At 63.0% G+C, this 25,890-nt stretch carries 27 protein-coding genes and 1 pseudogene; 10 read left to right on the top strand and 18 right to left on the bottom strand.

Annotation, left to right across the window (positions count from 1 at the left end; all coding sequences use genetic code 11):
* Positions 1 to 42: 42 nt before the first annotated feature.
* Positions 43 to 432: a hypothetical protein gene (locus CXR29_RS07185; RefSeq protein ID WP_127364235.1), complete on the bottom strand. Its 390-nt coding sequence runs from the start codon at positions 430 to 432 to the stop codon at positions 43 to 45.
* Positions 429 to 1,823 carry a MocR-like pyridoxine biosynthesis transcription factor PdxR gene (gene pdxR / locus CXR29_RS07180; protein WP_127364234.1) on the bottom strand — a complete coding sequence of 465 codons (1,395 nt, stop codon included), beginning with the start codon at positions 1,821 to 1,823 and terminating at the stop codon, positions 429 to 431. Before pdxR ends, CXR29_RS07185 begins: the two co-directional genes overlap by 4 nt.
* Positions 1,824 to 2,042: 219 nt before the next feature.
* Between pdxR and pdxS the strand changes: the two genes are divergently transcribed.
* From pdxS to CXR29_RS17620, 3 genes and pseudogenes are all read left to right on the top strand, one after another.
* Entirely contained in the window at positions 2,043 to 2,924 is an 882-nt protein-coding gene (gene pdxS / locus CXR29_RS07175; protein WP_127364233.1) for a pyridoxal 5'-phosphate synthase lyase subunit PdxS, read from the top strand.
* Positions 2,921 to 3,502 carry a pyridoxal 5'-phosphate synthase glutaminase subunit PdxT gene (gene pdxT / locus CXR29_RS07170; protein ID WP_338142540.1) on the top strand — a complete coding sequence of 194 codons (582 nt, stop codon included), beginning with the start codon at positions 2,921 to 2,923 and terminating at the stop codon, positions 3,500 to 3,502. Before pdxS ends, pdxT begins: the two co-directional genes overlap by 4 nt.
* Positions 3,501 to 3,920: pseudogene (locus CXR29_RS17620) on the top strand (helicase HerA-like domain-containing protein); the annotation flags it as partial. The gene pdxT and the pseudogene CXR29_RS17620, both read left to right, overlap by 2 nt.
* 121 nt (positions 3,921 to 4,041) lie before the next feature.
* Here CXR29_RS17620 and CXR29_RS07160 read toward each other — a convergent pair.
* From CXR29_RS07160 to CXR29_RS07135, 6 genes are all read right to left on the bottom strand, one after another.
* Positions 4,042 to 5,139, bottom strand: coding sequence for a diacylglycerol/lipid kinase family protein (locus CXR29_RS07160; RefSeq protein WP_127364231.1), 1,098 nt, complete (start codon positions 5,137 to 5,139; stop codon positions 4,042 to 4,044).
* Positions 5,140 to 5,159: 20 nt separating this feature from the next.
* Positions 5,160 to 6,266 carry a winged helix DNA-binding domain-containing protein gene (locus CXR29_RS07155; RefSeq protein WP_127364230.1) on the bottom strand — a complete coding sequence of 369 codons (1,107 nt, stop codon included), beginning with the start codon at positions 6,264 to 6,266 and terminating at the stop codon, positions 5,160 to 5,162.
* 89 nt (positions 6,267 to 6,355) lie between these two features.
* Positions 6,356 to 7,657, bottom strand: a complete 1,302-nt coding sequence (locus CXR29_RS07150) for a carboxylesterase family protein (RefSeq protein WP_127364229.1) — start codon at positions 7,655 to 7,657, stop codon at positions 6,356 to 6,358.
* A 9-nt stretch (positions 7,658 to 7,666) separates the two neighbouring features.
* A complete protein-coding gene (locus CXR29_RS07145) occupies positions 7,667 to 8,170 on the bottom strand; it encodes a phosphoribosyltransferase (protein WP_025778180.1) in 504 nt (167 codons plus the stop codon).
* Between the two features lie 59 nt (positions 8,171 to 8,229).
* Positions 8,230 to 8,721, bottom strand: coding sequence for a DUF2087 domain-containing protein (locus tag CXR29_RS07140; RefSeq protein WP_101593743.1), 492 nt, complete (start codon positions 8,719 to 8,721; stop codon positions 8,230 to 8,232).
* Between the two features lie 193 nt (positions 8,722 to 8,914).
* Positions 8,915 to 9,298, bottom strand: a complete 384-nt coding sequence (locus CXR29_RS07135) for a YchJ family protein (RefSeq protein ID WP_240811969.1) — start codon at positions 9,296 to 9,298, stop codon at positions 8,915 to 8,917.
* Between the two features lie 53 nt (positions 9,299 to 9,351).
* Between CXR29_RS07135 and CXR29_RS07130 the strand changes: the two genes are divergently transcribed.
* The 4 genes from CXR29_RS07130 to CXR29_RS07110 all read left to right on the top strand — a co-directional run bounded on the left by CXR29_RS07130 (position 9,352) and on the right by CXR29_RS07110 (position 12,876).
* A complete protein-coding gene (locus tag CXR29_RS07130; RefSeq protein ID WP_101553867.1) occupies positions 9,352 to 9,939 on the top strand; it encodes an HhH-GPD-type base excision DNA repair protein in 588 nt (195 codons plus the stop codon).
* A gap of 336 nt (positions 9,940 to 10,275) precedes the next feature.
* On the top strand, positions 10,276 to 10,728 hold the full coding sequence (locus tag CXR29_RS07125; protein WP_127364228.1) for a hypothetical protein: 453 nt from the start codon (positions 10,276 to 10,278) through the stop codon (positions 10,726 to 10,728).
* A 272-nt stretch (positions 10,729 to 11,000) separates the two neighbouring features.
* Positions 11,001 to 11,552: a hypothetical protein gene (locus tag CXR29_RS07115; RefSeq protein ID WP_127364227.1), complete on the top strand. Its 552-nt coding sequence runs from the start codon at positions 11,001 to 11,003 to the stop codon at positions 11,550 to 11,552.
* A gap of 88 nt (positions 11,553 to 11,640) precedes the next feature.
* Positions 11,641 to 12,876 (top strand): NAD(P)-binding domain-containing protein, encoded by a 1,236-nt coding sequence (locus CXR29_RS07110; RefSeq protein WP_127364226.1) that lies wholly within the window; start codon positions 11,641 to 11,643, stop codon positions 12,874 to 12,876.
* Here the strand turns inward: CXR29_RS07110 and CXR29_RS07105 are convergent.
* Positions 12,846 to 13,337, bottom strand: coding sequence for a hypothetical protein (locus CXR29_RS07105; RefSeq protein WP_127364225.1), 492 nt, complete (start codon positions 13,335 to 13,337; stop codon positions 12,846 to 12,848). The two genes, CXR29_RS07110 and CXR29_RS07105, sit on opposite strands and share 31 nt — an antisense overlap.
* A gap of 275 nt (positions 13,338 to 13,612) precedes the next feature.
* On the opposite strand from CXR29_RS07105, the gene CXR29_RS07100 reads away from it, so the two are divergent.
* Positions 13,613 to 14,329, top strand: a complete 717-nt coding sequence (locus CXR29_RS07100) for a PIG-L deacetylase family protein (protein WP_127364224.1) — start codon at positions 13,613 to 13,615, stop codon at positions 14,327 to 14,329.
* 164 nt (positions 14,330 to 14,493) lie between these two features.
* Here CXR29_RS07100 and tpx read toward each other — a convergent pair whose 3' ends face one another.
* The 7 genes from tpx to CXR29_RS07065 all read right to left on the bottom strand — a co-directional run bounded on the left by tpx (position 14,494) and on the right by CXR29_RS07065 (position 20,162).
* Positions 14,494 to 14,994 carry a thiol peroxidase gene (tpx, locus tag CXR29_RS07095; RefSeq protein WP_101553863.1) on the bottom strand — a complete coding sequence of 167 codons (501 nt, stop codon included), beginning with the start codon at positions 14,992 to 14,994 and terminating at the stop codon, positions 14,494 to 14,496.
* 140 nt (positions 14,995 to 15,134) lie between these two features.
* The gene (locus CXR29_RS07090) at positions 15,135 to 17,258 is read right to left on the bottom strand and encodes a bifunctional metallophosphatase/5'-nucleotidase (RefSeq protein ID WP_127364223.1); all 2,124 of its coding nucleotides are present in this window, start codon (positions 17,256 to 17,258) and stop codon (positions 15,135 to 15,137) included.
* A 115-nt stretch (positions 17,259 to 17,373) separates the two neighbouring features.
* Positions 17,374 to 18,381: a DUF368 domain-containing protein gene (locus tag CXR29_RS07085; protein WP_127364222.1), complete on the bottom strand. Its 1,008-nt coding sequence runs from the start codon at positions 18,379 to 18,381 to the stop codon at positions 17,374 to 17,376.
* Positions 18,382 to 18,425: 44 nt separating this feature from the next.
* Positions 18,426 to 18,551 (bottom strand): DUF664 domain-containing protein, encoded by a 126-nt coding sequence (locus CXR29_RS07080; RefSeq protein WP_127364221.1) that lies wholly within the window; start codon positions 18,549 to 18,551, stop codon positions 18,426 to 18,428.
* 55 nt (positions 18,552 to 18,606) lie between these two features.
* Positions 18,607 to 18,978 carry a VOC family protein gene (locus CXR29_RS07075; protein ID WP_101553860.1) on the bottom strand — a complete coding sequence of 124 codons (372 nt, stop codon included), beginning with the start codon at positions 18,976 to 18,978 and terminating at the stop codon, positions 18,607 to 18,609.
* Positions 18,979 to 19,085: 107 nt separating this feature from the next.
* Entirely contained in the window at positions 19,086 to 19,904 is an 819-nt protein-coding gene (locus tag CXR29_RS07070) for a thioesterase family protein (protein WP_127364220.1), read from the bottom strand.
* 42 nt (positions 19,905 to 19,946) lie between these two features.
* Positions 19,947 to 20,162, bottom strand: a complete 216-nt coding sequence (locus tag CXR29_RS07065; protein WP_127364219.1) for a hypothetical protein — start codon at positions 20,160 to 20,162, stop codon at positions 19,947 to 19,949.
* Positions 20,163 to 20,244: 82 nt separating this feature from the next.
* On the opposite strand from CXR29_RS07065, the gene CXR29_RS07060 reads away from it, so the two are divergent.
* Together CXR29_RS07060 and CXR29_RS07055 are read left to right on the top strand one after the other, a co-directional pair.
* Positions 20,245 to 20,517 (top strand): hypothetical protein, encoded by a 273-nt coding sequence (locus CXR29_RS07060; RefSeq protein ID WP_241241629.1) that lies wholly within the window; start codon positions 20,245 to 20,247, stop codon positions 20,515 to 20,517.
* A gap of 58 nt (positions 20,518 to 20,575) precedes the next feature.
* Entirely contained in the window at positions 20,576 to 21,130 is a 555-nt protein-coding gene (locus tag CXR29_RS07055) for a GNAT family N-acetyltransferase (RefSeq protein WP_338142539.1), read from the top strand.
* A gap of 15 nt (positions 21,131 to 21,145) precedes the next feature.
* Here the strand turns inward: CXR29_RS07055 and CXR29_RS07050 are convergent, their stop codons facing one another.
* Together CXR29_RS07050 and CXR29_RS07045 are read right to left on the bottom strand one after the other, a co-directional pair.
* Entirely contained in the window at positions 21,146 to 23,536 is a 2,391-nt protein-coding gene (locus CXR29_RS07050) for a trypsin-like serine protease (protein WP_127364217.1), read from the bottom strand.
* 265 nt (positions 23,537 to 23,801) lie between these two features.
* On the bottom strand, positions 23,802 to 25,751 hold the full coding sequence (locus tag CXR29_RS07045) for an LPXTG cell wall anchor domain-containing protein (protein ID WP_101553857.1): 1,950 nt from the start codon (positions 25,749 to 25,751) through the stop codon (positions 23,802 to 23,804).
* Positions 25,752 to 25,890 lie beyond the last annotated feature (139 nt).

The raw sequence follows: 25,890 nt of genomic DNA, 5'->3' as shown, positions 1-25,890 counted from the left end.
CCCCGCCGCACGCTTCGCCCCGCGCCGCACGCTTCGCCCCGCTCAGGAGGTCTGCGCCTCGTCGTCGCTGAACGACGGGCCGTTCTCGCCGGTCGTGAAGACCACGGCGATGCCCAATGAGCCCACACCGACAAGTCCGAAGAGTATCCAGGCACCGGTCGGATTGCTCGCCGCCGCGAGGATGAGGCCGACGACGACAGCGACGATGACAAGGGCGTCGAAGACCATCGGGAACCTCAGATAGCGCTTCTCTCCCTTGGTCACGGCATAGGAGATCTGGGGGGCGGCGCTCAGGAACAGCAGCACCAGAGCGGTGATGACCAGCCAGCGTGGGGCGAGGAAGAAGTCCTCGAGCCCACCGAGGAAGATGAAGCCGGCCACGGCCAGCAGCAGCTTGATGATGCCGTCGACAGCAAACCCGGAATTCCTCATGACTGAATCCTACTCAACTGGGTCTTCACCTCTCCCAAGGCCTCCCGCAGCACAGACGCCTCGACATTCGAATGTGCGATGACCAGGCCGTGCCTGACTTCATCGCCGCCGGTCCAGCCGCGGGCCAGAGAGGCGACAAGGATGCCGCGCTCGGCCAGCCCGCGCAGCAGTGTCGCGGCCTGTTCCTGAGACGTTTCGATGACGAGCGTGCGACCGTCGTGGACCAGACCGGGAATCGGACCGATCTCGGACACGACCTCCTCGGCGGACCGGAGTCGTCGCCGACCACGGGAGATGCGACGGCGCAGCCCACCGGAGCCGAGGTAGGAGGCGATGGCCATCTGCAGAATCGGTGAGAACGCCGGTCCGAGGGCCGCGCGCATGCTCATGAGCCGCTCCGCGATCGGTCCGCGAGCGATCACGTACCCGGTCGATACGGCCGAGGTCAGCAGAGCGGAGAAGGTGCCGATGTGGACGACCTGTGCGCTGCTGCCGGTCGATGAGGCGAGATCGAAGAGGGTCGGCAGCACGGTGCGGGTGAACCGTGCCTCACTGTCGTAGTCGTCCTCGATGAGCAGCGCATCACCCCGCACCGCCCAATCGAGCAGACGCGCACGCTGGTCGACCGGCATCGGCGTTCCGTGCGGGAACTGGTGATTCGGCGTCACGACGGCCGCACCCACATCGGCCGGTGCCGGCGAGGAACCGACCATGTCCAGGGGCACGAGATGCTGGTCGGTCATCGCCTGACGCAGACCGGGGAATCCGGGGTTCTCCACGGCGATGGACCCGGAGACGCCGACGCTCAGCAGCAGACGCAGACCGTCACGAGACCCGCTGGTGAGGATGATCTCGTCCGGATCGACGGCCATCCCACGCGTCAGCCGCAGGTGGTCAGCGATCGCCCACCGGGCCCGGGGCTGGCCCAAGGGATCGATCGGCCCCGGATCGACGTCGAGCGACTCCCTCCACGCCCGGCGAAATGCCGGCTCACGCAGAGGATCGTCACCGCCGAATCCCGGACGCAGGTCGACATAGTTGCGCAGCCGCCGCCTCGGCGAGTCCGGGATGCTTCTGCGCTGAGGCACAGGTGTCGAAGCGGCCGGCAGCTCGGGATTGATCCGCGTCGCCGAACGCTCGGCGGCGATGAGGAAACCCTCCACGGCGAGCTGCGCATACGCTGTCTCCACACTGCCGCGGGAGATCCCCAAGTGTGTGGCCAGACGACGGCTCGAGGGCACCGCGTCCCCCGGGTGCAGAGTCCCGTCCGAGATGAGACGACGCAGCTCCTGAGTGAGCTGATCCGGCAGCGGAGTCGGCAGTCGCCTGTCGACGTTCACCGGCAGGGCGATGCCCTCGGCCCGGGTGCCGTGCCGCGATTTCGTGACCATCGGTCGATCATAGAACGGCCATGACCGTCTGGCCTAAAATACTGGCATGTTTCTGGCTCTCTGATTGAGCCACTCATCGGTTTAGGCTGGTCTGGAACGGCCGTTCACTCCGAAGAAACACGATCCCTCCGACGCTGGGCAGCAGACCGAGATCGCTCGGTTCTGTTCGCCCTCGTCGACCCGGATCGACTCCGCGACAGTGAATGGACTTGCACCACAATGACCGAAACACAGACCCTGCTCAACACCGGACTGGCTCAGATGCTCAAGGGCGGCGTCATCATGGATGTCGTCAACGCAGAGCAGGCACGCATCGCCGAGGCCGCGGGTGCCTCCGCCGTGATGGCCCTCGAACGCGTCCCCGCCGACATCCGCGCACAGGGCGGCGTTGCGCGGATGAGCGACCCCGACCTCATCGACTCGATCATCGGTGCCGTATCCATCCCGGTGATGGCCAAGGCCCGCATCGGACACTTCGTCGAGGCCCAGATTCTCGAGACCCTCGGTGTCGACTACATCGACGAATCCGAGGTCCTCTCCCCTGCCGACTATGTCAACCACATCGACAAGTCCGTCTTCACAGTGTCGTTCGTCTGTGGTGCGACCAACCTCGGTGAGGCGCTGCGCCGCATCCAGGAGGGCGCCTCGATGATCCGCTCGAAGGGCGAAGCGGGCACCGGTGACGTCTCGGAAGCGATGCGCCACCTGCGCACCATCAACTCCGAGATCCGTGCACTGGGGGCGAAGAGCGACGACGAGCTCTACGTCGCGGCCAAGGAGATCGCCGCCCCGTACCATCTGGTCAAGCAGGTCGCCGGCCTCGGCCGTCTGCCCGTCGTGACCTTCGTCGCCGGCGGCATCGCCACCCCGGCAGATGCTGCGATGATGATGCAGCTCGGTGCCGACGGCGTCTTCGTCGGCTCCGGCATCTTCAAGTCCGGCAACCCGGAGGCTCGTGCGAAGGCCATCGTCGAGGCGACCACGCACTTCGACGACTCTGACGCAGTGGCCAGGGCCTCGCGCGGGCTCGGCGATGCGATGGTCGGCATCAACGTCGCCGATGTCCCCTCACCGCACCGCCTGGCCGAGCGCGGCTGGTGAGAGTCGGCGTCCTCGCCCTCCAGGGAGCCTTCCGTGAGCATCTGCTCATGCTCGGCTCCCTGGGGGTCGACACCCTCAGGGTCACCAAGTCCGACCACCTCGCCGACCTCGATGCACTCATCCTGCCCGGCGGAGAGTCCACAGCCATGGTGCGCATCGCCGCCGGCACGGATCTCTTCGCGAGACTGCGCGAACGCATGTCAGGCGGTCTGCCGGTCTTCGGCACGTGCGCTGGGCTCATTCTCCTGGCCGACCGGCTCAGCGACGATTCGCTGGGCGGGTACGACCGCCTCGGCGGCCTGGACGTCACCGTGGCCCGCAACGCCTACGGTCGACAACGCGAGTCCTTCACCGCTCCGCTGACTGTCCATGGCCTGGACGAACCGGTCGAGGGCACATTCATCCGGGCTCCGCAGATCCTCGAACTCGGGCCCGACACCGAGGTGCTCGCCCGTCATGACGATGTGCCCGTCCTCGTTCGGCAGGGTTCGGTGTGGGGTGCCAGCTTCCATCCTGAGCTGGGCACGGACCTGCGGATCCATGCAGAATTCCTCCATCACCTCGGTGCTGCTGTGTAAATTCCTCAACTCCGACGAGGGAAAAGCCGATCTCGAAGGCTTCGGCGGGGCGTCGAAGGCCACCGTCGGCGTCATCCTGCGCAAGATCTCCGAACTCGCGGCCCAGGGCGGCGACGTGTTTTTCGGCGAACCGGAATTCGACACCGCTGATCTGCTGCGCACCGACGACAACGGTGCCGGAATCGTCTCTGTGCTCGAACTGCAGAAACTCAGTCAGTCGCCGGCCCTGTTCTCCACGTTCATCATGTGGCTGCTGGCCGACCTGTTCCAGGACCTGCCGGAGGTCGGCGACCCGGACAAGCCCTCGCTTGTGTTCTTCTTCGACGAAGCCCACCTGCTCTTCGCCGGCCCGTCGAAGGCCTTCCTCCAGCCGGTGACGCAGACCGTGCGGCTCATCCGCTCGAAGGGCGTCGGCGTCCGGGAAGAAGTCGGCGAAGAAGGACGACGAGAACCTGTTTTCCCAGGTGGTGAAGTCCTCGGCGTTCAAACAGTTCGCAAGGACCGCGGCACGAGAGATCGCACGTGGAATCTTCGGCACCTCACGCCGTCGGCGCTGAGACCAGCAGTGTCTTCTCGCCGGTGCTCACCCGCAGTTCCAGGCAGTCGCCGATGAAGTCTCCGTCGAGTTGAGCCGGGACCGGTGATTCGACCGCGACTGTCGTCACGGTCGTACTGCGATAGTCCATGAGCCGGTGAGCGTCCGGTCTGCCCCGCAGGCATGCTGCGGCGATTTCTGCCCAGGCTCGACATCGCTCGATGGGTGAGCGCGGGAACGGGCCGACGGTGAGCATGGAGAAGGTCTGAGCACCGATCCGCGCCTCGGGGAACACGGCGATGGGTCCTGCGGGCCGGGCCACTTTCGAGACCATCACCGACCACACCGGCCCCGAGGCGGTTGCCTCCCCTGCGCGGGCGGTGTCCCTCATACCGGCGGCGTCCCTCATGCTTGCGGCGTCCCTGATGCTTGCGGTGTCCCTCATGCTTGCGCTGTCTGCCGTGCTCGCGGTGAAGTCCGCGGCGAAGAGGGCTCGCGCGGCTCCCCAGGCGTAGCCGAGCAGTCCGGGAGCGGACCGGTGGTGGGCCACGGCCCGGGCATCTCCCCCGATTCCGGCGAGGCTGATGAAGTCGGTGCGATGCCGTCTGCCATCGGCCGTCTGGAATTCGGCAATATTGATCGGGATGCCACACAGGTTCATCTGACCGTCGCGGGAGATCGATAGCAGCGTGCGCACGCACAGATCGATTGCATGTCTGGAGGATCGGAGGCCGATATGGCGGCTGAGCACGTTCGCGGTCCCGGTCGGGATGAGGAATGTGGGAGTCCCTGCCTCGGCGAGGACGGGGGCTGTCGCACGGATGGTGCCGTCACCACCGAGGATGATGACGGTGTCGGCTCCCCACGAGATGAGCTGTTCGGCCTGCCACCGACCGGAGCGTTCGACAGTGGTCGTCATGCTTCGGTAGTGCGCGCCGGCGTTGCGCAGTTCCGGCACCAGTTCGGCATACGCCCGCAGGGTCGCCGGGTGTTTGGGGTTGAGGATGATTCCGACGGCGATGTTCTGCGGCGTCGATCCCGGCCTGTCAGTCTCGGCCACCCGGCCGGCCAACGGTGTGCGTGTCGTGTTGAGTTCGTCCATCGTCGGTCGTGATTGCGTTCTCAGACGAAGGCCGAGTGGGTTGCGCTCACCGATTCGACGGCCTCCAGGTCGACTCTCTCCCCTGGGAATGTGTCGACAAGGACTCGCGGACCGGTCTTGCGAGGTGATCGCTTCCACGTGGCGCGCGCACGCGTGCCGGTCAGAACTGTGTTCTTGAACATTCCGTTGCCGCCGGGCACAACGAGTTTTTCGTGGACCGGGTCGAGCGTGGCGCTGCGATCCTTGTAGCCGAGGATGATCTCGTCGAATCCCGGCAGCAACATGGTCTCCTGCGCCGCAGCCTCCCATTCGGCCAGCCGGCCCTCCAGATCCGGTGCGTGCACGTAGTCGGTGCCGTCGATATCGGAGCTCACAATCTCGCCGGCATCGACTCCGGCCTGAATGGCCTTTCTCATCCTCGTCTTCGGCAGTCCCGTCCAGCGTGCCGCGTCGTCGACCGTGACCGGTCCGTGGCTGGTCACGAAGCGTCTCATCCATTCGTGGTCGGCCGCGTCGGCGTCCAACTTCGCAGGTGTGGGCACCCAATCGGCTGTGAGCACGTATTTCATGTCGTCCTTGCCCTCGATCATGGGGGCTTGGACGATGATGTTCTGCAGCGCCAGGGAGGTGATGAGGTACCGGGCGTGGCCGTATTCGTCTCCGGCGCCGATGGGAGCGAATGCGTCGAGCAGCTCGTCGCGCGTCAGCGGCCCCCGTTCCCGGATGGCTGCTGTGGCGAGTTCGGCTGCAGTGTCGAGCATGGCGTCGGTGATGCCGAAGTGCTCACGCCGCTTGGCCGTGGATTTCATGGTCCGCGCCCCGGTGAGGCCGAGGATCCAGCCGATGTCCTTGGCCGTGGTCAGGTGGATGGTGCCGCGTTGAGTCCACGAACGCACGATCTCTCCGGAATCGATGGCGGTTCGGACGGCGGCCACGCCCGCGGTGAGGTCGGGCCCCAGCCGTAGTGCGACGGAGACCAGCGCTCCGCCGAGGGCTTGCGCTTGGACGCAGCCGAGATGTTCCACGACGGCTCCGGCAGGTGAGAGGCCGGTTCCTGGGGATGAGGGCGGAGGACCGACGAGTCCCTGTGAGATCAGACGGGCTGCCGAGATCTGATGTGCGTCCATGATCCAACGGTAGTGCACGCCGGTGACACGACAGTTGTGAAAAGACGACAGACCGGGGACGCAGGACGGTGATCGTGCAGTTGAATCGTTCAGCCCATGATGTCGATGAGGCCGGGCACCCGCACGCGCGGCAGGCTGCCCGAGGTGGCGAACTCTCCCCAGATCCGGCGCAGCTCGGGACCGGCGACATCGGTGGTCTTTCCGTAGTCGAGGAAGGAGTCGTGCCAGATCTCGCCGGGGAAGATCAGCGGGAGGTCTCCGGAGTGGGCGGCGTCGAAGAAGCTGCCGTCTCCGCGGGAGACGATGAGCAGGCGGGCGCCCTGACCGCCGGACATCCGGTGACGGTCGTAGAATTCGCGTCCGGCCCGGGTGTAGACCGCCGAGGTGATGCCGGAGATGAGGGATTCGAGCATCGGGGAGGTCAGTGTGCGGTCGTGGAGGCGACGCAGAGCGGGAACGAAGCCGGCGAAGAAGGCCATCTCGCGTTCCGTGCGGGTCATGAGGACGTCGAATTTCGGGGCGACTGCAGCCCAGGCTTCGGCTGCGTTCGAGCGTGATGGCAAAGGGTACTGACCGTAGCGGACGCCGAAGCACATTCCGGCGTGCAGGCCTCCGACGAGGGCGGCTTTGTGCACTTCCTCCTGCGCTTGGAGAATGTCATCGATGCCGGCTGCCGGGTCGATCTTCTGGGCGACTTTCCCCATCGCCCAGTTCATTGCGTCCGTGCCGCCGGCCAGTCCCAAGGGGGCTGAGGCCATGAGCACCCGTTGGAAGAGTCCTGCGGTCCCGTCGGCGATCATGAGGTGCGCGCAGGCGTCTGCTCCGGCGCTCTGTCCGGCGACCGTGACATTGTCCGGGTTGCCTCCGAAGGCGGAGATGTTCCTCTGCACCCAGCGCAGTGCGGAGATCTGATCGAGCACTCCGAGGTTGAGGTGTTCGTCTCGCCCGGTTCCGAGGTATCCGAGGACCCCGAGGCGGTAGGTCACGGAGACGACGATGATGTTCTGCTCGGCGGCCAGGGCGTGCGGATTGTAGATCTCCGCGTCTCCGGCACCGGCGACGTAGGCTCCGCCGTGGATCCAGACGAGGACGGGCAGCCCCGCCTCGGTGGTGGTGCCCTTCGGCATGGTCACGCTCACGCGCAGACAGTCTTCGCTGATGGGAAGCCCACCGAGCTGGTCGAAGGTCATTCCGGCATTCGGGTCGCGGCGCAGCTGCGGGCTCGCCGGGCCGGGCTGACCGCCGTCGATGACGTCCACCGGAGGTTCATCGACGGGAGGGAGGAAACGGCCTGCCCGGGCATAGCGGATGCCCCGTGCGCGGATCACATCGTCGAAGACGTGGGCACGCACACGTCCGCACGGGGCGGCGATGTCCCGTGTCTCCTCCATTCGGTCGGCTTACTTGCTGGGCTCGACCGGCGGCTCGGCCGACCAGGGGAAGACGATCCACTGATCGGTGCGCTTCCACACGAAGTCCGGGTCGATGATCGACGCGGACTTCGCGTAGATGACGGCCGACTGGGCTTCCGCGCCGTGTTTGCGCAGCAGCTCGAGGACGAGGGCCAGGGTGCGTCCGGAGTCGGCGACGTCGTCGACGACGAGCAGCTTCTTGCCCTTGATCGCTTCGATGTCGAGCATCGGGGCGAGCAGGATCGGATCCGGCAGGGTCTCGTGGACGTCGGTGTAGAACTCGACGTTGATGGCGTCGGAGAGCTTGAGCCCGAGGGCGTAGGCCAGTGCTCCGGCAGGCAGCAGTCCACCGCGGGCCACGGCGATGACGATCTCGGGATCGTAGTCGGAATCCGCGATGGTCTGTGCCATTTCCCGCGCCGACCGGCCGAACATGTCCCAGCTGAGAATCTCTTTTTCGTCGAGATCGGTCGAATCGGCGTGGTAGGCCATGGATGCTCCTCGTGTCTGCCCGTGTGTGTTTCGAACTTCAAGGATACGCCGTCGCCGGTTCAGCGCAGAAATACCTCGAGTCCGGCCATCTCCTGCGCCTGCGATCCGGTATGGGTCGGCGGGTTCGGGTTGACCCAGTATTCGCCGGTGTGGGCATTGCGTTCGAGCAGGCGGTAGTCGATGAGTTCACGCCGCAGCAGGGCGAAGTCCGGGTGGAAATCACTGAGGATGGCGCCCAGCTGTTTCTCGCTGTAGACCCGATCCGGTTCAAGGGCGGCGAGCACCTCGATGAGGACGAGCACGAGGGCGCGGCGTTTCGTCGGAATGGCGACGAGGCGCCCGTCGGGCATGAATGTTCTCAGTGTCTTCGCCCGAAACCGTGCGATCTCCGGGTCGATGGTGGCTCCGCGACCGGTAGTGGACCCGGGCACTGCACTGCGGTTGGCGGTCTGTTTCGCGGCGATCAGCGCGGTGCGGGCCGTGGTGAAGTTCTCACCGGTTTCGGTCATCCGGGTGCGAACGAGATTCTTGAAATCCTTGTCCTTGGTCATGGTGTCGCTTCCTTTGGCGACCAAGTCTCCCCCAGCACGAAACCTGGTCAGGAAATCACCGTGCCGGTTTCGTCCGAGGATTCTCTCCCCTTCGCCATGCGGTCGGTGTGCTGGGAACACGACCTCGGCTGGGCGTTGGATGCGCCGGATACCAGTATAGGCACAGCCATCGTCGATTCTCGAAGTAGTCGGGTCAGGTCTCGAGGGCTTCGAGGTACATCCACCGGCCGGCTCTGCGGACGAAGGAGGAGTTCTCTTCGAGGACATGATCGCCGAGGTGGTCCCGGAATCGCGCGCGGAAGTGCACAGTGCCGGTGGCATCGTCGACTCCCCCGCCCGCGGTGGACACGATTTCGAGGCCGAGCCATGTGGTGGCGTCATCGACGCCGACATCGCCGGGTCGGGTCTTGGCGTGCCAGGTGCGGAAGAGGTGGTCTTCGTTGCCGCGGACGAACGCAGTGTAGCGGGAGCGCATGAGCGCTTCAGCGGTGGTGGGCCAGGTTTCACCGTCGAGGGCCGGGCGGCAGCAATCGTCGTAGTCGGTACCCGGAGGCATTCCGGAGCAGGGGCAGATCATCTGTCGATGATATCGGGCGTGGACAGCGGGGGCAGGCGTGCGAAGATGGGGACATGACTTCACTGTTCCTGTCCGGAGACCCGAAGGCCGATGCGCTGTTGGCCGAAGACCGCTTCGCCCTGCTCGTCGGAATGCTGCTTGATCAGCAGGTGACCATGGAGAGTGCCTTCGCGGGTCCGGCCAAGCTCGCTGACCGACTGGGCAAGCTCGACATCGACGAGATCGCAGCGATGAATCCGGATGATTTCCTCGACATCTTCGCGCGGACTCCCGCGGTGCACCGATTCCCGAAGTCGATGGCCGGACGCGTGCAGAAGCTCGCGGCAGCCATCATCGACGACTACGACGGGAATCCCGAGGCGATCTGGACTGAGGGTGACCCCAGCGGTGCTGAGGTCCTCAAACGTCTGAAGAAGCTTCCCGGCTACGGTGAACAGAAGGCCAAGATCTTCCTGGCCCTGCTCGGCAAGCAGTTCGAACTTCAGGCGGAGGGCTGGCAGGAGGCCGCAGGTGACTACGGAGACGCAGACGCCCGCCGTTCGATCGCCGATGTCGTCGACGAGGTCACTCTGCAAGAGGTGCGTGCCTTCAAGAAGCAGCAGAAGGCTGCGGCCAAGGCGGCAAAAGCTGCGAAGAAGTAGGGATCGTCGCAGACAGATCGGTGCATCCACGCACTCGGACGTGAGTTATCCACAGATTCGACTTCGCCTGTTCTAAAAAGCGCTCCTGTCGAATAATGTAGGGAATCCGGGTGTCGGCCGCCGTGGTCGCGCCGCAGTTGCAGACCACAGAGGTGTGGAATGAGAACTGGATCGTCCCGACCGTACCGTCGACCCGCCCAAGTATTCGTTGCCGTATTCTGCGCGCTGAGTTTGGTCTCGGTCGTCGGCTGCGCCGATAATTCCCCGGTAGCCGCACCGACGTCGACTCTGCCCGCTCAGCATCCGGACGCATCGTCGACTGATGACCCCGCCGAGGTGGCCATCCCCGATTACGAAACCGACCTTGACCTCGACCAAGAGGAGAAGAAGGCCGTAGAGGGTGCGTTGGTGGCGTTGGACAAATATGTGGCGACTTTGAACGAAGCATTTTCAAGCGGTGGCCAAAATACTCAGAATATTGATGCTTCCGCAAAAGGCGAAGCGCTCGAGACCCTCAAACAGGACTCGAAAGAACTCAAGAAGAGCCGAAAGTACATGGCTGGCGAGTTCCGCATTGAAGATCGAGTAATACAAGACATAGGTTCAGAAACAGACGAAGTAACTGTTCTCACCTGTGTTGACAATTCCACGTTTGCCGAGGTTAGCCTTGGCGAACCGCTACCAGAACGCGACCCCGAACCGCTCCGTGTTAGGTTTCTTGCTCAACTTGATAGCAGCGATTGGAAAATAGAGTCTCAAAGTTTGTGGAGTACGCCTTGCGGCAAATAGGCTTCATCACTTCGCTTCTCTGTTTGGCCCTAATTGGCGGTTTTGGGCCACCAGCCAACGTCCAGTCAGGACCAGGGTGCAGTGCGCTGAGCCTAAAGAAATGCACAGTAGTAGAGCCCCCTCCACCCCAACCGCCTCCGGGCGGAGGTGGCTCTGGGGGTGGCCGAGGCTCCGGAGGTGGCGGCTCTGGTGGAGGCTCCGGCGGTGGTGGTTCCGGAGGCGGCGGTGGTGGACTGCCTGACTGTCCGACGGAAGAAGTCGGTTATCTGTGTGTGAGTGAGCCCGGCCCCGGTGGTGGAGGCGGTGGCGGAGGTACTCCGGCTCGGCCCGATCCCCCGACTCACATCCCGGAATCGCAGTTTCAGAACTTCGACATTCCGGCGCCTACAATCTACGCCTGGCCCAAGGATTGGGCTGTCGTCGGCAAACCGGCTGCCTTCTGGACGGACACCGATGTCAGCTATATCGACATGACCCTGCTGACCTATGCCGTCAAAGTCAAAGTCACCCCAGAGCGCTTCAACTGGGACTTCGGAGACGGATCGGGCACGACAACCACCTCGAAGGGTGCGAAGCCGCTGCCTGGCGGCGCCCCACAGATCGGACACGAATATCAAGAGTCGGGCACAGTGTCGGCGTCGATGACTGCAACATTCAGCGGAGAATTCTCCGTCGACGGTGGCCCTTGGCTTCCAATCGACGGATTCGCTCACGTCGCCAGCAACGACCTCGGCATCGAGGTCTACCGCTATCACCGCTACCTCGTCGACGAAGACTGCTATTCCAATCCCCGCGGGCCAGACTGCGCCCGATCTGTTCGATGATGCGGTAGTCATCGGCCGGAATTGATCAGAACATCGCATTCGTGAGGACAGTAGGACCTTGACGACAGCAACCTGAAACAATGGCCTCATGGTGTGCCGAATCAACGAGCTCCTGATCGATTCTCATTGGCCGATCGTCATCATCGGTGCGGGCCAAGCCGGACTGTCCGCAGCACATTACCTCTGGCGCGACGGCCTCGCACCGGGCAAGGATTTCATCATCCTCGATGCCGGAGACGGCCCTGGTGGTGCCTGGCGCGAACGGTGGGACTCCCTGACCTTGGGCACCACCAACCACATCTCCGACCTTCCCGGATTCCCGCTCGGCTGTCCTGATCCGAACGTACCCGCCTCGAAGATCGTCTCCGACTACTATTCCCGGTTCGAACGCGAGCTCGAGCTCTGCGTCATCCGCCCAGCTGAAGTGGAAACAGTTCGATCCGAAGCGCCAGGTCATGGACGGTTCATGATCACCGCCACCGTCGACGGCGGACAGGTGACGCTCTCCGCCGACTTTCTCATCAACGCGACCGGCACCTGGACCCACCCCTATGTCCCCTTCGTCCCCGGCATCGCCGAGTTCGAGGGCCACCAGCTGCATACCGTGAACTTCCGTAACGTCGAAGACTTCCGGGGACTGCGCACACTCGTCGTCGGCGGCGGAATCTCCGCCACCCAGTTTCTCCTCGAACTCGCCGAGGTGACCGACACTCTCTGGGCCACGCGACGTCCCCCGAACTTCACATCCAGAGAATTCGACGGCCAGTGGGGCCTCGAAGTCGAACGAGCCGTCCGGGAACGAACACTGTCCGGTATGGCCCCTGCCAGCGTCGTCCGAACCACCGGGCTGCCGATCCGCAGCGAATTCCGAGACGGAATCGACACGGGAATTCTGGTCTCTCGCGGCATGTTCGACCGCATCCTTCCGCACGGTGTCCACTTCCCCGGAATCGGCGGCTCCGAGCTGCCGACCTCGGCGGAGGGTCTCGGCCCTTCAGCCAGCGACCATCTGGCAATTCCCGAGTCATGGGCTCCCTTCGACGAACCACGAGACGAAGAGGTCGACGTGATCTTCTGGAATACAGGGTTCCGGGCGGCGCTCAAACACCTTGCGCCGCTGCGCCTTCGCACACCGGATGGCGGGATCTCCATGGACACCGAGGTCGCGGTGAAAGACGATCCACGGCTGTTCCTCGTCGGCTACGGATCTGCCAGTTCTACGGTCGGAGCCACCCGAGCGGGAAGGATTGCGGCCCGGGAACTGCTCAAACGCATGTCGGTCGGTCGGCAGCCTCAGCGCAGGTCTGGAGCGTTGAGCACCTGATCGTCGAGGCGAACCGTCGGCAGCATCTGTCGGAACTGGTCCTGCGCCTCGGTGTCATCGGCTTGCGCGAGCATGTCGACGCTGACTTTGAATAGTCGGCCGTCAACGGACACTCCGGCAACGGCACCGAAGATCACGGAATCCTCTTTGTCGACTGCTCGCATATCGTCGGGAGCCAGCGTGCCGTGGAAGACCCAGTACTCTCCCCCGCTGAGTGAACCGGTGGACTCGCTGCCCATGGACGACCCCGATGTGCTGAACATCCGTTCTCGTGCCTTGTCCACCAATGCTTGTGGTGTCGACTCGTCATCGTCGAGACAGTTGACCGTGATGATCGCTCCGGATTCGGTTTCATAGAGTCGATATCCGTCGTACCCATACCCGTCGGCCCAGTCAGCGCTCAAGGCCAAGCTGACTTCGACGGGACACTGTCCACCCAGTTCGACAGTGGTCTCACTCATGCCATCGGGAATCGTCGGACCGGTTGCTGTCGGCGAAGGTGACTGCCCGTCGCCGATCCCCACGTTCGCCGGCTTGGATCCCGCATCGTCCGAGCTGCTGACCCGGAACGCCGAACATCCGCTGAGAACCAGCCCCAGGGCCAGCGTCACCGCTACGAGTGGTCTGTTGATCATCGTCTGCCTTCACTCGATCCATGGGTCATCCATATCGTACCCAATCGCGTGCTCGTCCCCGCTCTCTAGCGCAACTGCGAGCTGCCGCCTAGCCTGGAATCATGACTGAGATCCCGCTTTTCGATGACTCTGATATCAACCGCGTGCTCTGCGTGGTCGCGCACCCCGACGATATGGAATACGGCGGTTCGGCGGCAGTGACAAAATGGACCGATGAAGGCAAGGAGGTCTCCTATCTCCTGCTCACACGCGGGGAGGCGGGGATCCGGAACATGCCCCCTGAGGAGGTGTCACCGCTACGCGCGGATGAGCAGCGTCGGGCGTGCAATATCGTCGGCGTCGACGATCTGGAGATCCTCGACTTCCCGGATGGTCTGCTGGAACCCACGCACGAGTTGCGAAAGGCGATAGCGCGGAAGATCCGTGAATTCCGACCGAATGCGGTCGTCGTGACAACCTTCGACCTCAAGGTCCAGTGGGGACTCAATCACGTCGACCATCGCCATGCCGGCGTCGCCGCCGTCGATGCGATCCGTGATGCCGACAATCCCTGGGTCTTCACCGACCTCAAGGACGGGGGACTCGAAGCGTGGAAGGCGGATCGACTGCTCATCAACGGAGCACAGCCCACACACGCCGTGGCGCTCACGGCTGAGCACGTCAATCGTGGTGTGCGGTCCCTCGAGGCGCACAAGGTGTATTTGAACGCGCTCAGCGACCATCCGGCTCCGAAGGACATGATTCCCGGAATCACCACGAGCGGTGGAGAACTCGCCGGTGTCGACTATGCCCTGCCGATCACCGTCGTCGACATGTGAGCGCGTCTGCATGTGCCGACTATCGGCATGTGCTGCCTGTAGGCAAACAAGACAACGACTCGTATCGGCACACGTTGCTGACAGAAGGCGAACCGGGCGGGACTCGTGTGAGTCCCGCCCGGTTCACTCTGAGCAGGTCGTTGCTCCGACCTGCGAAGAGGAGATCAGGCTCCCAGAGCCGCGATTGCCGAATCGTAGTCGGGTTCGGTCGTGATCTCGTCGACGAGCTGCGTGTACGTGACGGTGCCCTTCTCATCGAGGACGACGACGGACCGTGCGAGCAGACCGGCGAGCGGGCCATCGACCATGGTCACGCCGAAGTCCTTGCCGAACGAGCTGCGGAATCCCGATGCCGTGACCACGTTCTCGATGCCCTCGGCACCGCAGAAGCGAGCCTGGGCGAATGGAAGGTCGTTGGACACGCAGAGAACGGTGGTGTTCTCCAGGCCCGCGGCGAGTTCGTTGAATTTGCGCACCGAGGCGGCGCACACCCCAGTATCGAGGCTGGGGAAGATGTTGAGCACGACGCGCTTGCCCGAGTGATCCTGGGAGTTCACATCGCCGAGGTCGCTGCCGACGAGGCTGAAGGCCGGGGACTGCTCGCCCTTGGCGGGCAGGTCGCCGACGGTCTTGACCGGAGATCCCTGAAATGCTGTGTTGGCCATGCTTGACTCTCTCCTTCTTCGAAGCTGACTGCTGTCACTCTCACTCTACGTGAGTTGCCGCCGAGGCGAACCCGATCAACATGGACCGGACGCTCGACCGACTTTCTGATCGTTGAGTCCCACCCGCTGCAGCCGGTCGCTCAACGGCGACGGCGGCGTGAGAAGTACACGAGAGCCGTACCGAGTGCGATGATCGCGGCGGCGATGCCGATGCTTGCGGCAAGCTCGATACCGGTCCGTGGCAGGTCAGCGCCACCGCCTGCGCCAACTGCCGAGTCGTCAGCTTCGCCGTCTCCAGGATTGCTGCCCGAAGCACCACCGTCGGAGGCTCCGTTCGCCGCGTCGGAGGTCCCACCTGCATCGGACTCATCACCATCGGATCCATTCGAATCTGCCTCGGCTGATGCTTCGCCGGAGCTGTCGGAATCCTCGCTGTCAGTGGAATCGTCATCGTCTCCGCCAGGTGAACGACTGCTGGTGACGACCTGCCAGTTCTCGACGAAGAAGTCGGCGGGGTCGACGATCTGCTTCTCCCCGACCCAGTCGATGAGGGCTTGACGAACCTCGACCTGTTCGTTGTAGACCTCCTTGAGTCCATCGACCGGATAGCCGCCTCCCCCGGACTGACGGTAGTTGTTGATGGCGAGAATGAACCGGTCATCGTCTCCGATTTCGCTGCCGTCGGCCTGCGTGAGGTTCTCGATCCTCTCCCCGGTCGGTTTGGAGACATTGATGTCGTAGTCGATTCCGGCCAGAGCATCGTAGTTGTAGTCCGGGATCGGAGATTCCGAGACTTCGTCGATCGCGTTCGTACCGTCGATCGGGTCGAATTCGGCGCCCTCCTCGGTCTGTTTGAAATAGCGTGCCGAGTATTCGAGGTAATCGCGCAGTTGGGCACCGTTGATCTCGACTCCGGCAAGAGTGTTGTCGTAGACGTAGAGTCCCGCCACGTCTCGGATTGTGATGTCGCCGGCCGGGAACTCTGCGGTGCGGCTGAAGGGAGATGCCTGTGAGATCACGGGAAGATCGTCATAGTCCGTTCCTTTCAGTCCTTCTTCCACCGTCTCAGTCTGGACGTGAGAGATGAAGTCGAGGATCGCCGTGTCCTCATAGTATGAGGTCTTCGCCGACAGTGTTTCGGTCACCGACCCGATCTTCGTGTTCACGTAATCGATCGTGGTCCGGTGCTGCTCTTCGACGAGGTCTTTGATCTCCTGATCCTCAGCGACTTCGCCTTGGGTGGCGAGAGCGTCTGCGTGCGGCTCGGTCTCGCCCCAGTCGACGTGGTGGGTGTCGAGGTTGATCGGCAGCCCCACCTCTGAGACCGAACGGGCCCAGTAGTTCGGTTGGGTGATGAGCACCTGGCTGCCGTCATCGCGGATCACGACTTGGCTGGGTTCGTTCTGGTGGGTATGGCCGGCGACGAGGACATCGATTCCGGGAACTTTCGCCACCGAAGTGCTGACGTTCTCCTGCAGTTGGTCCGGATCCCAGTTCTGTCCGTTCGGATCTTTGCCGGAGTGGGAGAGCACGACGACGACGTCGGCGCCCTTCTGTTTCATCTCGGGGACATACTTCTGGGCTGTCTCGACGGGATCGTCGAAGTGCACTTTTCCGGACAAGTTGTTCTTGTCCCAGATTCGGCTGCCGGGAGTGGTCACGCCGAGGACGCCGACGGTGATCGTCTCACCATCGACCTGTTTGTCGACCAGCGCGTACGGGTCCAGATGGGTTTGGCCGTCTGCGTCGTCGATGACATTGGCGCCGAGAAGCGGAAAGTCGACTTGGTCGCTGTAGGTAGACAGCAGGTCGAGGCCGTAGTTGAATTCGTGATTGCCGACGACCTGTGCGTCGTATCCCAGATGGTTGTAGGTCTTGGCCAGCGGGTGTGTTTGGCCGCTGGTCGTGATCGGCTCCTGTTTGGCGTAGTAGTAGGCCAACGGACTGCCTTGGATGGTGTCGCCGTTGTCGAGGAGGAGCACGGAGTCGGCACCTTTGTCCTCGCGTACTCCCTTGATCAGCGTTGAGGCTCGGGACATGCCCAGCTCCTCCCCTGCCGGGTAGGGCTTGTTCGCGAAATAGTCCCAATTGAGGACGTGGCCGTGAACATCGGTCGTGGCCAACAGAGTCAGCTCCCCGGTCTCCGCCACCTGCGAGTCGGTGGGGGCATCGGCACTGCCGAGGCCGGTCGCGGAGGCGGCCGCGGGACCGGTGACGATGAGAGCGAGGGCGAGCGAGGACGAGGTCAGGGTGCGCAGGCGCATATGTCTCCAGAGAACTGGTCAACGAGGATGACAGTGATTCAACTCTCTTACCCTAGTGGGCGCTGACCGTTTTCTGAATGGATCGTGAGAAAAATTTGAACAAACTCTATTGCTCTCACGCCACGGAAGAATCGGTGCCGTCGGCCTGATCCTTCGCAGACGCAGATTTCGCCTCGACGACGATGAGGATGACGACAACGGCCGCGCCGAGAACGGCGAGCAGAATCGGGCCGAGCACCGGGTCGACTGGAGCCAGCAGACCGCCTGCCCCGTGTTCTTTGCCGTCGGCGCCCACCTCGGCAGATGACTGCCAGGGCCAGAGTGCGCGCAGGGACCCGAACATCAGTCCTGCCATGACGATGAGTGTCCACCACCGGTGATTGCGCAGGAAGTACTTGAGGAGATTGACGAAGACCGCTAGGCCGACGACTGCGCCGAGCAGGAAGATTCCGAGGTACCCGAAATCGCGTGTGTCCACGGCGCGCAGTGTGGTCGAGTACATGCCGACTGCCAGCAGGAAGAATGATCCGGACACTCCTGGAACCACGAGTGCGCAGATGGCAATCGAGGCGACGAAGAAGACGGCGATGAGCGGTGGGTTCTGCACATCGGCCCCGCCGGCCAGACTCGTCATCAAGAACGCGAGAGCGGCAGCGACGATGAAGGCCAGAACGCCGAGGAGCACTGGTTGCCGCGAAGAGCGTGCCGGCAACATGCGCAGCGGCACCGCAATGCTGGCGGCGACGAGACCGAAGAACAGTCCTCGGGAGAGTTTGGGATTGCCGGTGACGAAGGATTCCAGGACACCGGCGATGGTGAATACGGCCACTGCCATCCCCACCAGAACCGGGATGACGAGGAACCAGTCGGTGCGCCGCAGCTCCGCCAGTGCTCCCGCGACACGGTTCGGTCCTGTCACCAAGATCTTCGCCGCCGAAACGACGTGCGCTGCGGAGTCGATCAGCTGGTCGTAGACTCCGGTGACCAAGGCGATAGTTCCGCCGGAGACCCCGGGGACGAGTTCGGCACTGCCGATGAGGAATCCGCGGATCAGGTCGAGCGGCAGGAGTGCTTTGGATCGTTTCGGCGCAGTGTCGGTTCCAGTCACTGGGGTGTTCGTCATACCTCCCAGCTTATTTGATCAACCTGTGGCTGGGAGCCTGCGGCTCAGTCGCCGATCTCACCGTCGATGTCCTCGCGCAAGATGTCCGCATGCACGGCGTGCCGCGCGTACTCTTCGAGCCCTCGTCGTTCGTTCGGGGAATTGCTCGGATCGGTCAACGGCAGGGTCATGCTGAGCCTCTCTGATCATGCAGACGGCCTGATGTTCGAACCAGGCGCATCAGGCTCAGTCCAGTTTTCGTCGGCCGATGTCGAAGAGGTTTCCTTCGGGATCTTTCAAGGTCGTCCATTCGATCCCGTATTCGTCGAAGGACGCGAGCTTGTGCGCGCCCAAGGCGACCGCGCGGTCGACGTCTGCCGGATAGTGCGGATCGTCGAGGTCGATGTGCAGAGGGTTCTTCCCCTCCGCGCGTTCGTCGACTTTGAGGAAGAGCATTCCCGGGGTCGGTGACTCGCTGTTGTGGACTCCCCCGATGCTCGCAACGAACTCGTTGGCGCCGGGGTCGATGTCGGCGCCGAGGAGGTCCGCCCAGAAGATCGATTGAGCTTCCACATCGAGGCAGTCGAAGGTGATGCTCAAAGATGCCAGCGATGCCATGAGCGCTGTCCTTTCACAGTCGGATCGGTGTTGACCCGACTCTAGAGCACCGCACCGACACGGCACCTCGACGGCGTCATCGACGGTTATCCGCCGTCATCGTCACGTCAACCGCGGGGCTGGCGCGCCAACTGCCGCGACTGAGCGACGAGGCGGCCGGCCGAGTCCCACAGTTCGCAGTCCTCTTCGAACATGCCGCCGGCAATGTTCCGAGTGGACAGTCGTGCGCTGATCCAGCCGGGAGCGGGCAGAGCGCGGACGTGCGCGGTCAGTTCCATCGTCGGTGCCCAGTTGAAGCGACCGAGGTCGAACATCACCGGTGGGAACGAGTCGAGGAAGGTCAGCAGGGACAGAGGGTCCGGGTCAGTCCCGTCGATGAACCGAATCCAGCCTTGGAGCACTCCGCGACCGCTGGGTTTGCCGACCGCGAATCCGGCGGTGGCCGGGTCGAGTCGCATATCGAACCGTTCGATCAGCGGTGCCGCTTTCTTGAACTCCTCGCTGGCTTCGGCAACACCGACGCATTCTTCCGGTGGTGGCAGGTGGGGCGGGGTGGCTGTCGTGCCGACATCGTCTGGAAGCTCGCCGAGGTTGCCCATCGTGGCCATCGCAGAGATCGTCGGTGCCCCGTTCTGGACGAGTTCGATTCCGTAGCTCGCCGTCGATCGGCCTTCGCGCAGAGTGCGCGTGGTGATGTCGACTGACCCCTCGCTGCTGGGCCCGAGATAGAAGCTCGAGATGACGAGAGGGTCCGGAGTGCTCGGGTTGACGGCACGCAGGGCTTGTCCGGCGACTCCGAGGAGGTAGCCTCCGTTGACGGCGCCGGCGACTTTCCAGCCGGCATCGAGCTCGGCGGTGAAGCTGTGGTCACCGTGACGAGTGACTGCGGTGGCTCGGGAGAATTCGCTGGCGGTCGTTCGACTCATATCACATACAGTACCAAGAGCTGAACGAACGTCCAGCCAGATTCAATGCCGTCCGAGCTGCCGTTCGTTGCCGTGCCGGTAGTTTCCCGTCGCCCGTGCCAATAGTTGCTGATCGCTCTCGTCATCTCTGCCGAGCTTGGGGATGAGTGCGGCAGCCTTCTTCCCGCCGAGTTCCATGACGGTTCGGCCGCCTCGGCGAATGAGCAGGCCCCCGGACTTGGTGACGTGGTAATCGAATGGATCACCTTCGAGGCTCATGACTGGACTCCTTGAACGCGCACTCAAGCTCTCGCACCTCTTCATTGAACCGCGGCGAGAGCCCACCGACTAGTCTATGCGCATGAGTGTGAAGCTGACCCGGGTCGATCCACATGGCCGCGACGATGATCATCTTATTGATTTCTACACCACGGAAGAGTTCCCCTTCCACGCCAAGTTGTCCGTCTGGTCGACCGAAGAAGTGCGCGAACGGATCGCGGACGGCTACTTCATCAGTGAGGAGACCGAAACGTTCTGGCTCGTCCACAGCGAGCTGGGTCGGATCGGCATCGTCCGCCTCGAGGATCTTCGTGACGAGACTCCGCTGTTCGACCTCCGATTGGCTTCGCGATAAGCTCACTACCGCCGCTCGTGGCCAGTCATTGATAGCGATCCTCTGGATTCGGTCGGCTATGCGATCCTGCGCGAGGAATGGGAGACAGGCGTCAGGGATGCGCTGGCATGATCGGCGTCATTTCCGTGATCAGACTCGATCTGGGATCACGTATTCGTCGAATACTCTGCCTTCGCGCAGTGAGCTGCTCAAGCTCTATGACTCGGTCGGATGGTCTGCCTATACAAGCGATCCGGAACGGCTGCTCCGCAGTGTGCTCAACTCTGCGCACGTCGTCTGTGCTCGCCGGGCAGGGATGCTCGTGGGAATGGCGCGCGTGGTCAGTGACTTCGGAACGATTGTCCACCTCCAAGACGTCCTCGTCGATCCAGGAATGCAGCGGCGCGGTATCGGGGCTGAACTCGTCGTTCGCGTCCTCGAGCCGTTCGCCGATGTCCGACAGACCGTTCTGCTCACCGATGCCGGTCCCGGACTGACTGCGTTCTACATGTCGCTCGGCTTCAGCGAGGCCGCCCCGTCGGCAGGGGCGACGGTTCGTGCTTTTGTTCGAGGACGTGAAAGTGCCCCTGACCTTCCGGCCAGGGGCACCTTCTCTCAGTCAGTCAGCGAGTGACTGTCAGAGTGTGTTTCAGTTGTTCTTCTTGCGACGCATGGTCAGAACAACAGCGGCTCCACCGACGAGGAGCAGTCCGGCTCCGGCAGCAAGGCCGGTCAGCTCGGCACCGGTGCGAGGCAGATCAGAACCGCCGTCACCGTTTCCATCATCGTTGCCGTTGTCGTCACCATCGTCGCCGCCGCCGTTGCCGTCTTCGTCGGCAACGACCTGGAAGGAACCGGTGAGGGCTTCTTCGTCTTCAGTGTCGTTGGCGCCGGTGACCTGGACGTCGTACTTACCGAGGTAGGCCTCGGGGTTCGAGGCGCTGGTGCCGTAGATCGAGAATCCGACGACTCCGTCAGCGTTGGCGGTCTCTTCGAGGGTGATGCCCTCGACGTTTTCGGGACCGGCAACAACCTCGAGGGAGACCTTCTCGCCCTCGTCGAAGCCTTCAGCCGTGATCTCCACGCCCTTGTCTTCCTTCACGAAGTCCGAAGCAGCGATTTCCTTCGGCTCGACGGTCAGCGTGCGCTCGGCCGGGGCTTCTTCAGCCTCGACGGTCACGACAAACTGAGCCGCTTCGGAGTTCTGACCATTGACGCTGACAACTGCGGTGTAGTTGTAGTCGCCAGCCTCAGCAGGGGCCTCGGTGGAGAAGTTTCCGTCAGCATCGGTCTTGACCGTGACACTGCCCTCAGCCGGTGCGGCCTGAGCCTGAGCGGAACCGGCATTGGCGCCGGCAGGCTTCCAGGTCAGCGTCACTTCGGCGTTCGGAGCGGCCTTGCCGGTGATCTTTCCGCCTTCGACGACCGTCTGGTCTCCGACCTTGGGAGCTTCGGGCTTCTCGTCACCGTCAGCGTCGGAATCGGCTTCGTCATCCTTGCCGTCTGCTGCAGCCGAAGCGTCGGCGTCGTCACCGTCGGCAGCGGTCGAAGCATCTGCATCCTTACCGTCGGCATCGGCGTCAGCGTCCTTACCGTCGGCACCTGCGGAAGCGTCTGCATCCGTGCTGTCAGCGTCAGCTTCGGCGTTCGAATCGTCACCGTCAGCGGCTGCACCGGCGTCGGAGTCATCCGATGCCTTGACCGTCACGGTGAAGGAAGCGGCCTCCGAGGAGTGACCGTCAACGGTCGCCACGGCCTTCGCTTCGTAGTCGCCTTCTGCTTCGGGACCCTCGAGCGTGAAGTTTCCGCTGTCATCGGCCTTCGCGGTGGCTTCGCCTTCCGCAGCGCCGGTCCAGGTGACCTTCACGTCAGCACCGGCCGCAGCCTTGCCAGTGATCGCGCCCTTGGGCTCGATGGTCTGGTCCTCGACCGTCGGGGCTGCAGGAGCCTCCGGCTCCTCGTTAGGGTCGTCGAGCGTGAACGACTCATCGGATTTGGTGAGTGAGTTTTCAAGGTCGGCGACCCAGGTCCACGCGCCAGTCTCGGGTCCACCCGAGATGACACCGACAGCGGTATCGCCCTGGTAGACGGCACCGCCGGAGTCACCGTGGTCCGAGAAGCGCTTCCCGCCGGAGGTGACCTCGAAGCCGTGAACGGCACGCCCGCCGATGTTGGCGTACTCAAATGCTTCCGGGTCGTCGAGAACGGTACCGGTAGTTACACCTGTGGTCCGCCCGGACTTCTGGATGGACTGTCCGGGTACGGCCGCACCAACCTTCGTGACCTTAGTAGTGCTGGCCGAAAGGTCATTTTCTGCTTTCGCCGTAGTCCAATCGGTCACTTCAGCTTTGGTCGTGAACTTGTCATCGACCTTGATGACAGCGAAGTCGATCGCCTTGTCTTCGTCAGCCACAGTGCCGGTGCCGTCACCGTTGTCGATAATCTCCGACCCGTACTGGTTGAATCCCCAAGCACCGATCGATCCTACACCGGCCTTCACAAAGCCTTCGCCGCCTACAGCTTCTGCCGAAGAGGGAAGTTCCATGTCCAAAATCTCATTCTGAACACCGCCTGCGGTGTCGACTGCACAGTGCCCAGCAGTGAGAACTACCTGATTACCCTGATCGTCCCAGCCAGCGAACCCGGTGGAGCAAGCAGCGGTACCCTGCGGATGCGACACCAGGTATCCTGCACCACCGACCAGGTCGGTCTTGGCCTGAGGCTCGCCCGCAACGTATTTGGGATCGACGACAATCTCGACATTGTCGTACTTGGAAGCAAAGGACTTGACCTTGTCCGTCTTCTTCGCCACTCCGACCACGAGGTCGTCGCCGTCCACGCCGAATCGTCCGACTTCCGAGACCAGCTTTCCGCTGCTGTCGGAGAGGTTCTTGTAGACGGCCGTCTGGACAGCATTCTCGCTGGAGACTTTCACCTCTGGCTGATCAGCCGCAGCGGGCCCTGCGACGAATGCGCCGCCGAGCCCCAATGCCGCAGCCGCCGCCATGGCCAGCGAACTCTGCACGAGTTTCTTCTGCATAAGTTGTTGTCTCTCTGTTCTGAGGGATCAATGTCACAAGTTGTTGACCTAAGTCACGATAAGGTTACGGGCCACACTCAGGTACTACCAAAAAAGTACGTTCAAGACTGTGAACTTAATGTACGAAACTTCAGGAGCTGTACACGGCCCCTGGCTGTTACCTCCACTGAAACTCCCCCATGAATCGACGATGCCCCCGGTCAGAAGACCGGGGGCATCGTCAGTGAGTGTTCAGCAGACCGTCAGACGATCAGCATCACTGTACTCAGTTGTTGCTCTTGCGACGCATCGTCAGAACGACTGCGGTTCCGCCTACGAGGAGCAGTCCGGCTCCGGCAGCCAGGCCGGTCAGCTCGGCACCGGTGCGAGGCAGATCAGAACCGCCGTCACCGTTTCCATCATCGTCGTTTCCGTCGCCGGCATCGCCGTCGTCGTTGTTGCCGTCATCGTCGCCGCCGGATCCGCCACCGGATCCGTCTTCGTCAGCGACAACCTCGAACGAACCGGTCAGTGCCGACTCATCCTCGGTGTCATTGGCGCCGGTGACCTCGACGTCGTACTTGCCGAGGTAGGCCTCGGGGTTCGACGCGCTGGTGCCGTAGATGGAGAATGCGGCAGCACCGTTTTCATTGGCGGTCTCATCGAGGGTGATGCCTTCGACGCCTTCGGGTCCGTTGGCAACCTCAAGGGTCACCTTCTCGCCCTCGTCGAAGCCCTGGACCGTGATCGTCACGCCCTTATCTTCCTTCACGAAGTCGGAAGCGGCGATCTGCTTGGGATCGATGCTGATCTCACGCCCGACAGGAGCGGGAGTCTCGGACTCGTCCTTCTCAACCGTCACATCGAATTCGGTCGTCTTGGATTCCTGTCCATCGACGATCGCGGTTGCGGTGAAGGCGTAATCGCCTTCTGCCTTGGGGCCTTCGACGGAGAAGTTTCCGTCCTTGTCGGCCGTGACAGTCTCGGATCCGTCTTCAGCTGCCTGAGCTTCGGTCTTCTGACCGTCGGTCGTGGATTTGGCTTCCCACGTCACCTCAACCTTCGCACCGGCCTCGGCCTTGCCCTTGACCTCGCCATTGGGCTCGATGGTCTGGTCCTCGGACTTCGGGGCGGCAGGAGCCTCAGGGGTCTCCTCGCCCGGCTTCTCGAGGTGGAAATCGGTACCGGACTGCTCCAGTGAGTGATCGAGGTCGGCCACCCAGCTGAACGAAGTATTGTCATCGTAATCGCCGCCACCGGAGATGACACCGACTGCAGTGTTGCCCTGGTAGACACCGCCGCCGGAGTCGCCCGGCTGCGAGAAGGGCTTGTCGATCGGAGCGGTGACACCGAAACCGTGGACCCAGCGGCCGCCGACGTTCGCGTACTGGAACTGGTCGTTGTACTCATCGAAAGTCGTGCCAGTAGTCACTCCGGTGGTGCGCCCCGACTTGCTGATGGCACCTTCCTTGTGTGCGCCCACCTCGGTGATCTCGGTGGTCGACTTAGCAAGGTCGTCCGAATCGGCGGTCGTCCAGTCGGTGATGCCGTTCTTGACGTTGTAGTTCGACTCGTCGACATTGATCACGGCGAAGTCGATGTCGGACTCGCTGGGGTCGGGCCACTGGTTCTCATCGGCGCCTTCGAGCAGGTCGCCGCCGAAGTTGTGGAAGCCCCACTTGCCGATGACGCCGTCGCCGGAGGCCTGGAAGCCTTCTCCGCCGTTGGCCTGAGCGATCGAGGGCTTCTCGGTCTGGTCAACCGTCGTATCGCCATCGAACTCGTTGGTCTGCTTGTTGATGATCTTCGAGCAGTGTCCGGCGGTGAGGACGACGGGCTTGCCGTCTCCGTCCCAGCCGGAGAAGCCGGTCGAGCAGACTCCGCCGCCGTCGCCGGCCTTGACGAGGTAACCGGCTCCGCCAACGAGATCGTTGCTCGCATAGGGCTTCAGTTCCTTGATGCCCTCGGTGACCTTGATGTTCTTGTACTTCTTTTCGAGCTTCTTGATCTCGTCGGTCTTCTCGGCAACGCCGATGCTGAGCTCGCCGCCGTCGGTGCCGTAGGCGTTGACACCTTCGATGCCGGACAGTGCCTTCTGGACGTGAGCTTCATTCTGAAGGTCCAGCTTCTGCGGCGCGTTGTCGGCCATTGCCGGCGAGGCGACGAGCGCGCCGCTCAGGCCCAGCGCAGCGGCGGCGCTGATGGCCAGCGAACTCTGCACGAGTTTCTTCTGCATAAGGTTGATTCCCTTGATCGTTGTCGATGCTTCGATTGCCCGACCCCGTCAACAGGCTTCGCCGCAGCCCGGCGGCTCGTGTTTTCGGTGTCAGCTTTCCAACCGTGTGAAAGGTTACGGTTTGATCACGACGCAGTGC

The sequence above is a fragment of the Brevibacterium linens genome (assembly GCF_003999335.1).
GTDB classification, from domain to species: domain Bacteria; phylum Actinomycetota; class Actinomycetes; order Actinomycetales; family Brevibacteriaceae; genus Brevibacterium; species Brevibacterium linens.
The sequence above is the reverse complement of the archived record's forward strand: the minus strand, read 5'-3'. Positions and strand labels throughout refer to the sequence as shown.

Bases quoted from the DNA above. Each gene is read 5' to 3' on its own strand.
- CXR29_RS07100 (WP_127364224.1), top strand. From the start codon at position 13,613: ATGACTGAGATCCCGCTTTTCGATGACTCTGATATCAACCGCGTGCTC.
- CXR29_RS07080 (WP_127364221.1), bottom strand. From the start codon at position 18,551: ATGACCCTGCCGTTGACCGATCCGAGCAATTCCCCGAACGAACGACGA.
- CXR29_RS07140 (WP_101593743.1), bottom strand. From the start codon at position 8,721: ATGACCAAGGACAAGGATTTCAAGAATCTCGTTCGCACCCGGATGACC.
- CXR29_RS07050 (WP_127364217.1), bottom strand. From the start codon at position 23,536: ATGCAGAAGAAACTCGTGCAGAGTTCGCTGGCCATGGCGGCGGCTGCG.
- CXR29_RS07065 (WP_127364219.1), bottom strand. From the start codon at position 20,162: ATGAGCCTCGAAGGTGATCCATTCGATTACCACGTCACCAAGTCCGGG.
- CXR29_RS07045 (WP_101553857.1), bottom strand. From the start codon at position 25,751: ATGCAGAAGAAACTCGTGCAGAGTTCGCTGGCCATCAGCGCCGCCGCT.
- CXR29_RS07090 (WP_127364223.1), bottom strand. From the start codon at position 17,258: ATGCGCCTGCGCACCCTGACCTCGTCCTCGCTCGCCCTCGCTCTCATC.
- CXR29_RS07130 (WP_101553867.1), top strand. From the start codon at position 9,352: ATGACTTCACTGTTCCTGTCCGGAGACCCGAAGGCCGATGCGCTGTTG.
- CXR29_RS07155 (WP_127364230.1), bottom strand. From the start codon at position 6,266: ATGGACGCACATCAGATCTCGGCAGCCCGTCTGATCTCACAGGGACTC.
- CXR29_RS07185 (WP_127364235.1), bottom strand. From the start codon at position 432: ATGAGGAATTCCGGGTTTGCTGTCGACGGCATCATCAAGCTGCTGCTG.
- CXR29_RS07085 (WP_127364222.1), bottom strand. From the start codon at position 18,381: ATGACGAACACCCCAGTGACTGGAACCGACACTGCGCCGAAACGATCC.
- CXR29_RS07145 (WP_025778180.1), bottom strand. From the start codon at position 8,170: ATGGCCTACCACGCCGATTCGACCGATCTCGACGAAAAAGAGATTCTC.
- CXR29_RS07150 (WP_127364229.1), bottom strand. From the start codon at position 7,657: ATGGAGGAGACACGGGACATCGCCGCCCCGTGCGGACGTGTGCGTGCC.
- CXR29_RS07060 (WP_241241629.1), top strand. From the start codon at position 20,245: ATGAGTGTGAAGCTGACCCGGGTCGATCCACATGGCCGCGACGATGAT.
- CXR29_RS07160 (WP_127364231.1), bottom strand. From the start codon at position 5,139: ATGGACGAACTCAACACGACACGCACACCGTTGGCCGGCCGGGTGGCC.
- pdxR (WP_127364234.1), bottom strand. From the start codon at position 1,823: ATGGTCACGAAATCGCGGCACGGCACCCGGGCCGAGGGCATCGCCCTG.
- CXR29_RS07055 (WP_338142539.1), top strand. From the start codon at position 20,576: ATGCGATCCTGCGCGAGGAATGGGAGACAGGCGTCAGGGATGCGCTGG.
- tpx (WP_101553863.1), bottom strand. From the start codon at position 14,994: ATGGCCAACACAGCATTTCAGGGATCTCCGGTCAAGACCGTCGGCGAC.
- pdxS (WP_127364233.1), top strand. From the start codon at position 2,043: ATGACCGAAACACAGACCCTGCTCAACACCGGACTGGCTCAGATGCTC.
- CXR29_RS07075 (WP_101553860.1), bottom strand. From the start codon at position 18,978: ATGGCATCGCTGGCATCTTTGAGCATCACCTTCGACTGCCTCGATGTG.
- CXR29_RS07105 (WP_127364225.1), bottom strand. From the start codon at position 13,337: ATGAGTGAGACCACTGTCGAACTGGGTGGACAGTGTCCCGTCGAAGTC.
- CXR29_RS07110 (WP_127364226.1), top strand. From the start codon at position 11,641: ATGGTGTGCCGAATCAACGAGCTCCTGATCGATTCTCATTGGCCGATC.
- CXR29_RS07135 (WP_240811969.1), bottom strand. From the start codon at position 9,298: ATGATCTGCCCCTGCTCCGGAATGCCTCCGGGTACCGACTACGACGAT.
- CXR29_RS07070 (WP_127364220.1), bottom strand. From the start codon at position 19,904: ATGAGTCGAACGACCGCCAGCGAATTCTCCCGAGCCACCGCAGTCACT.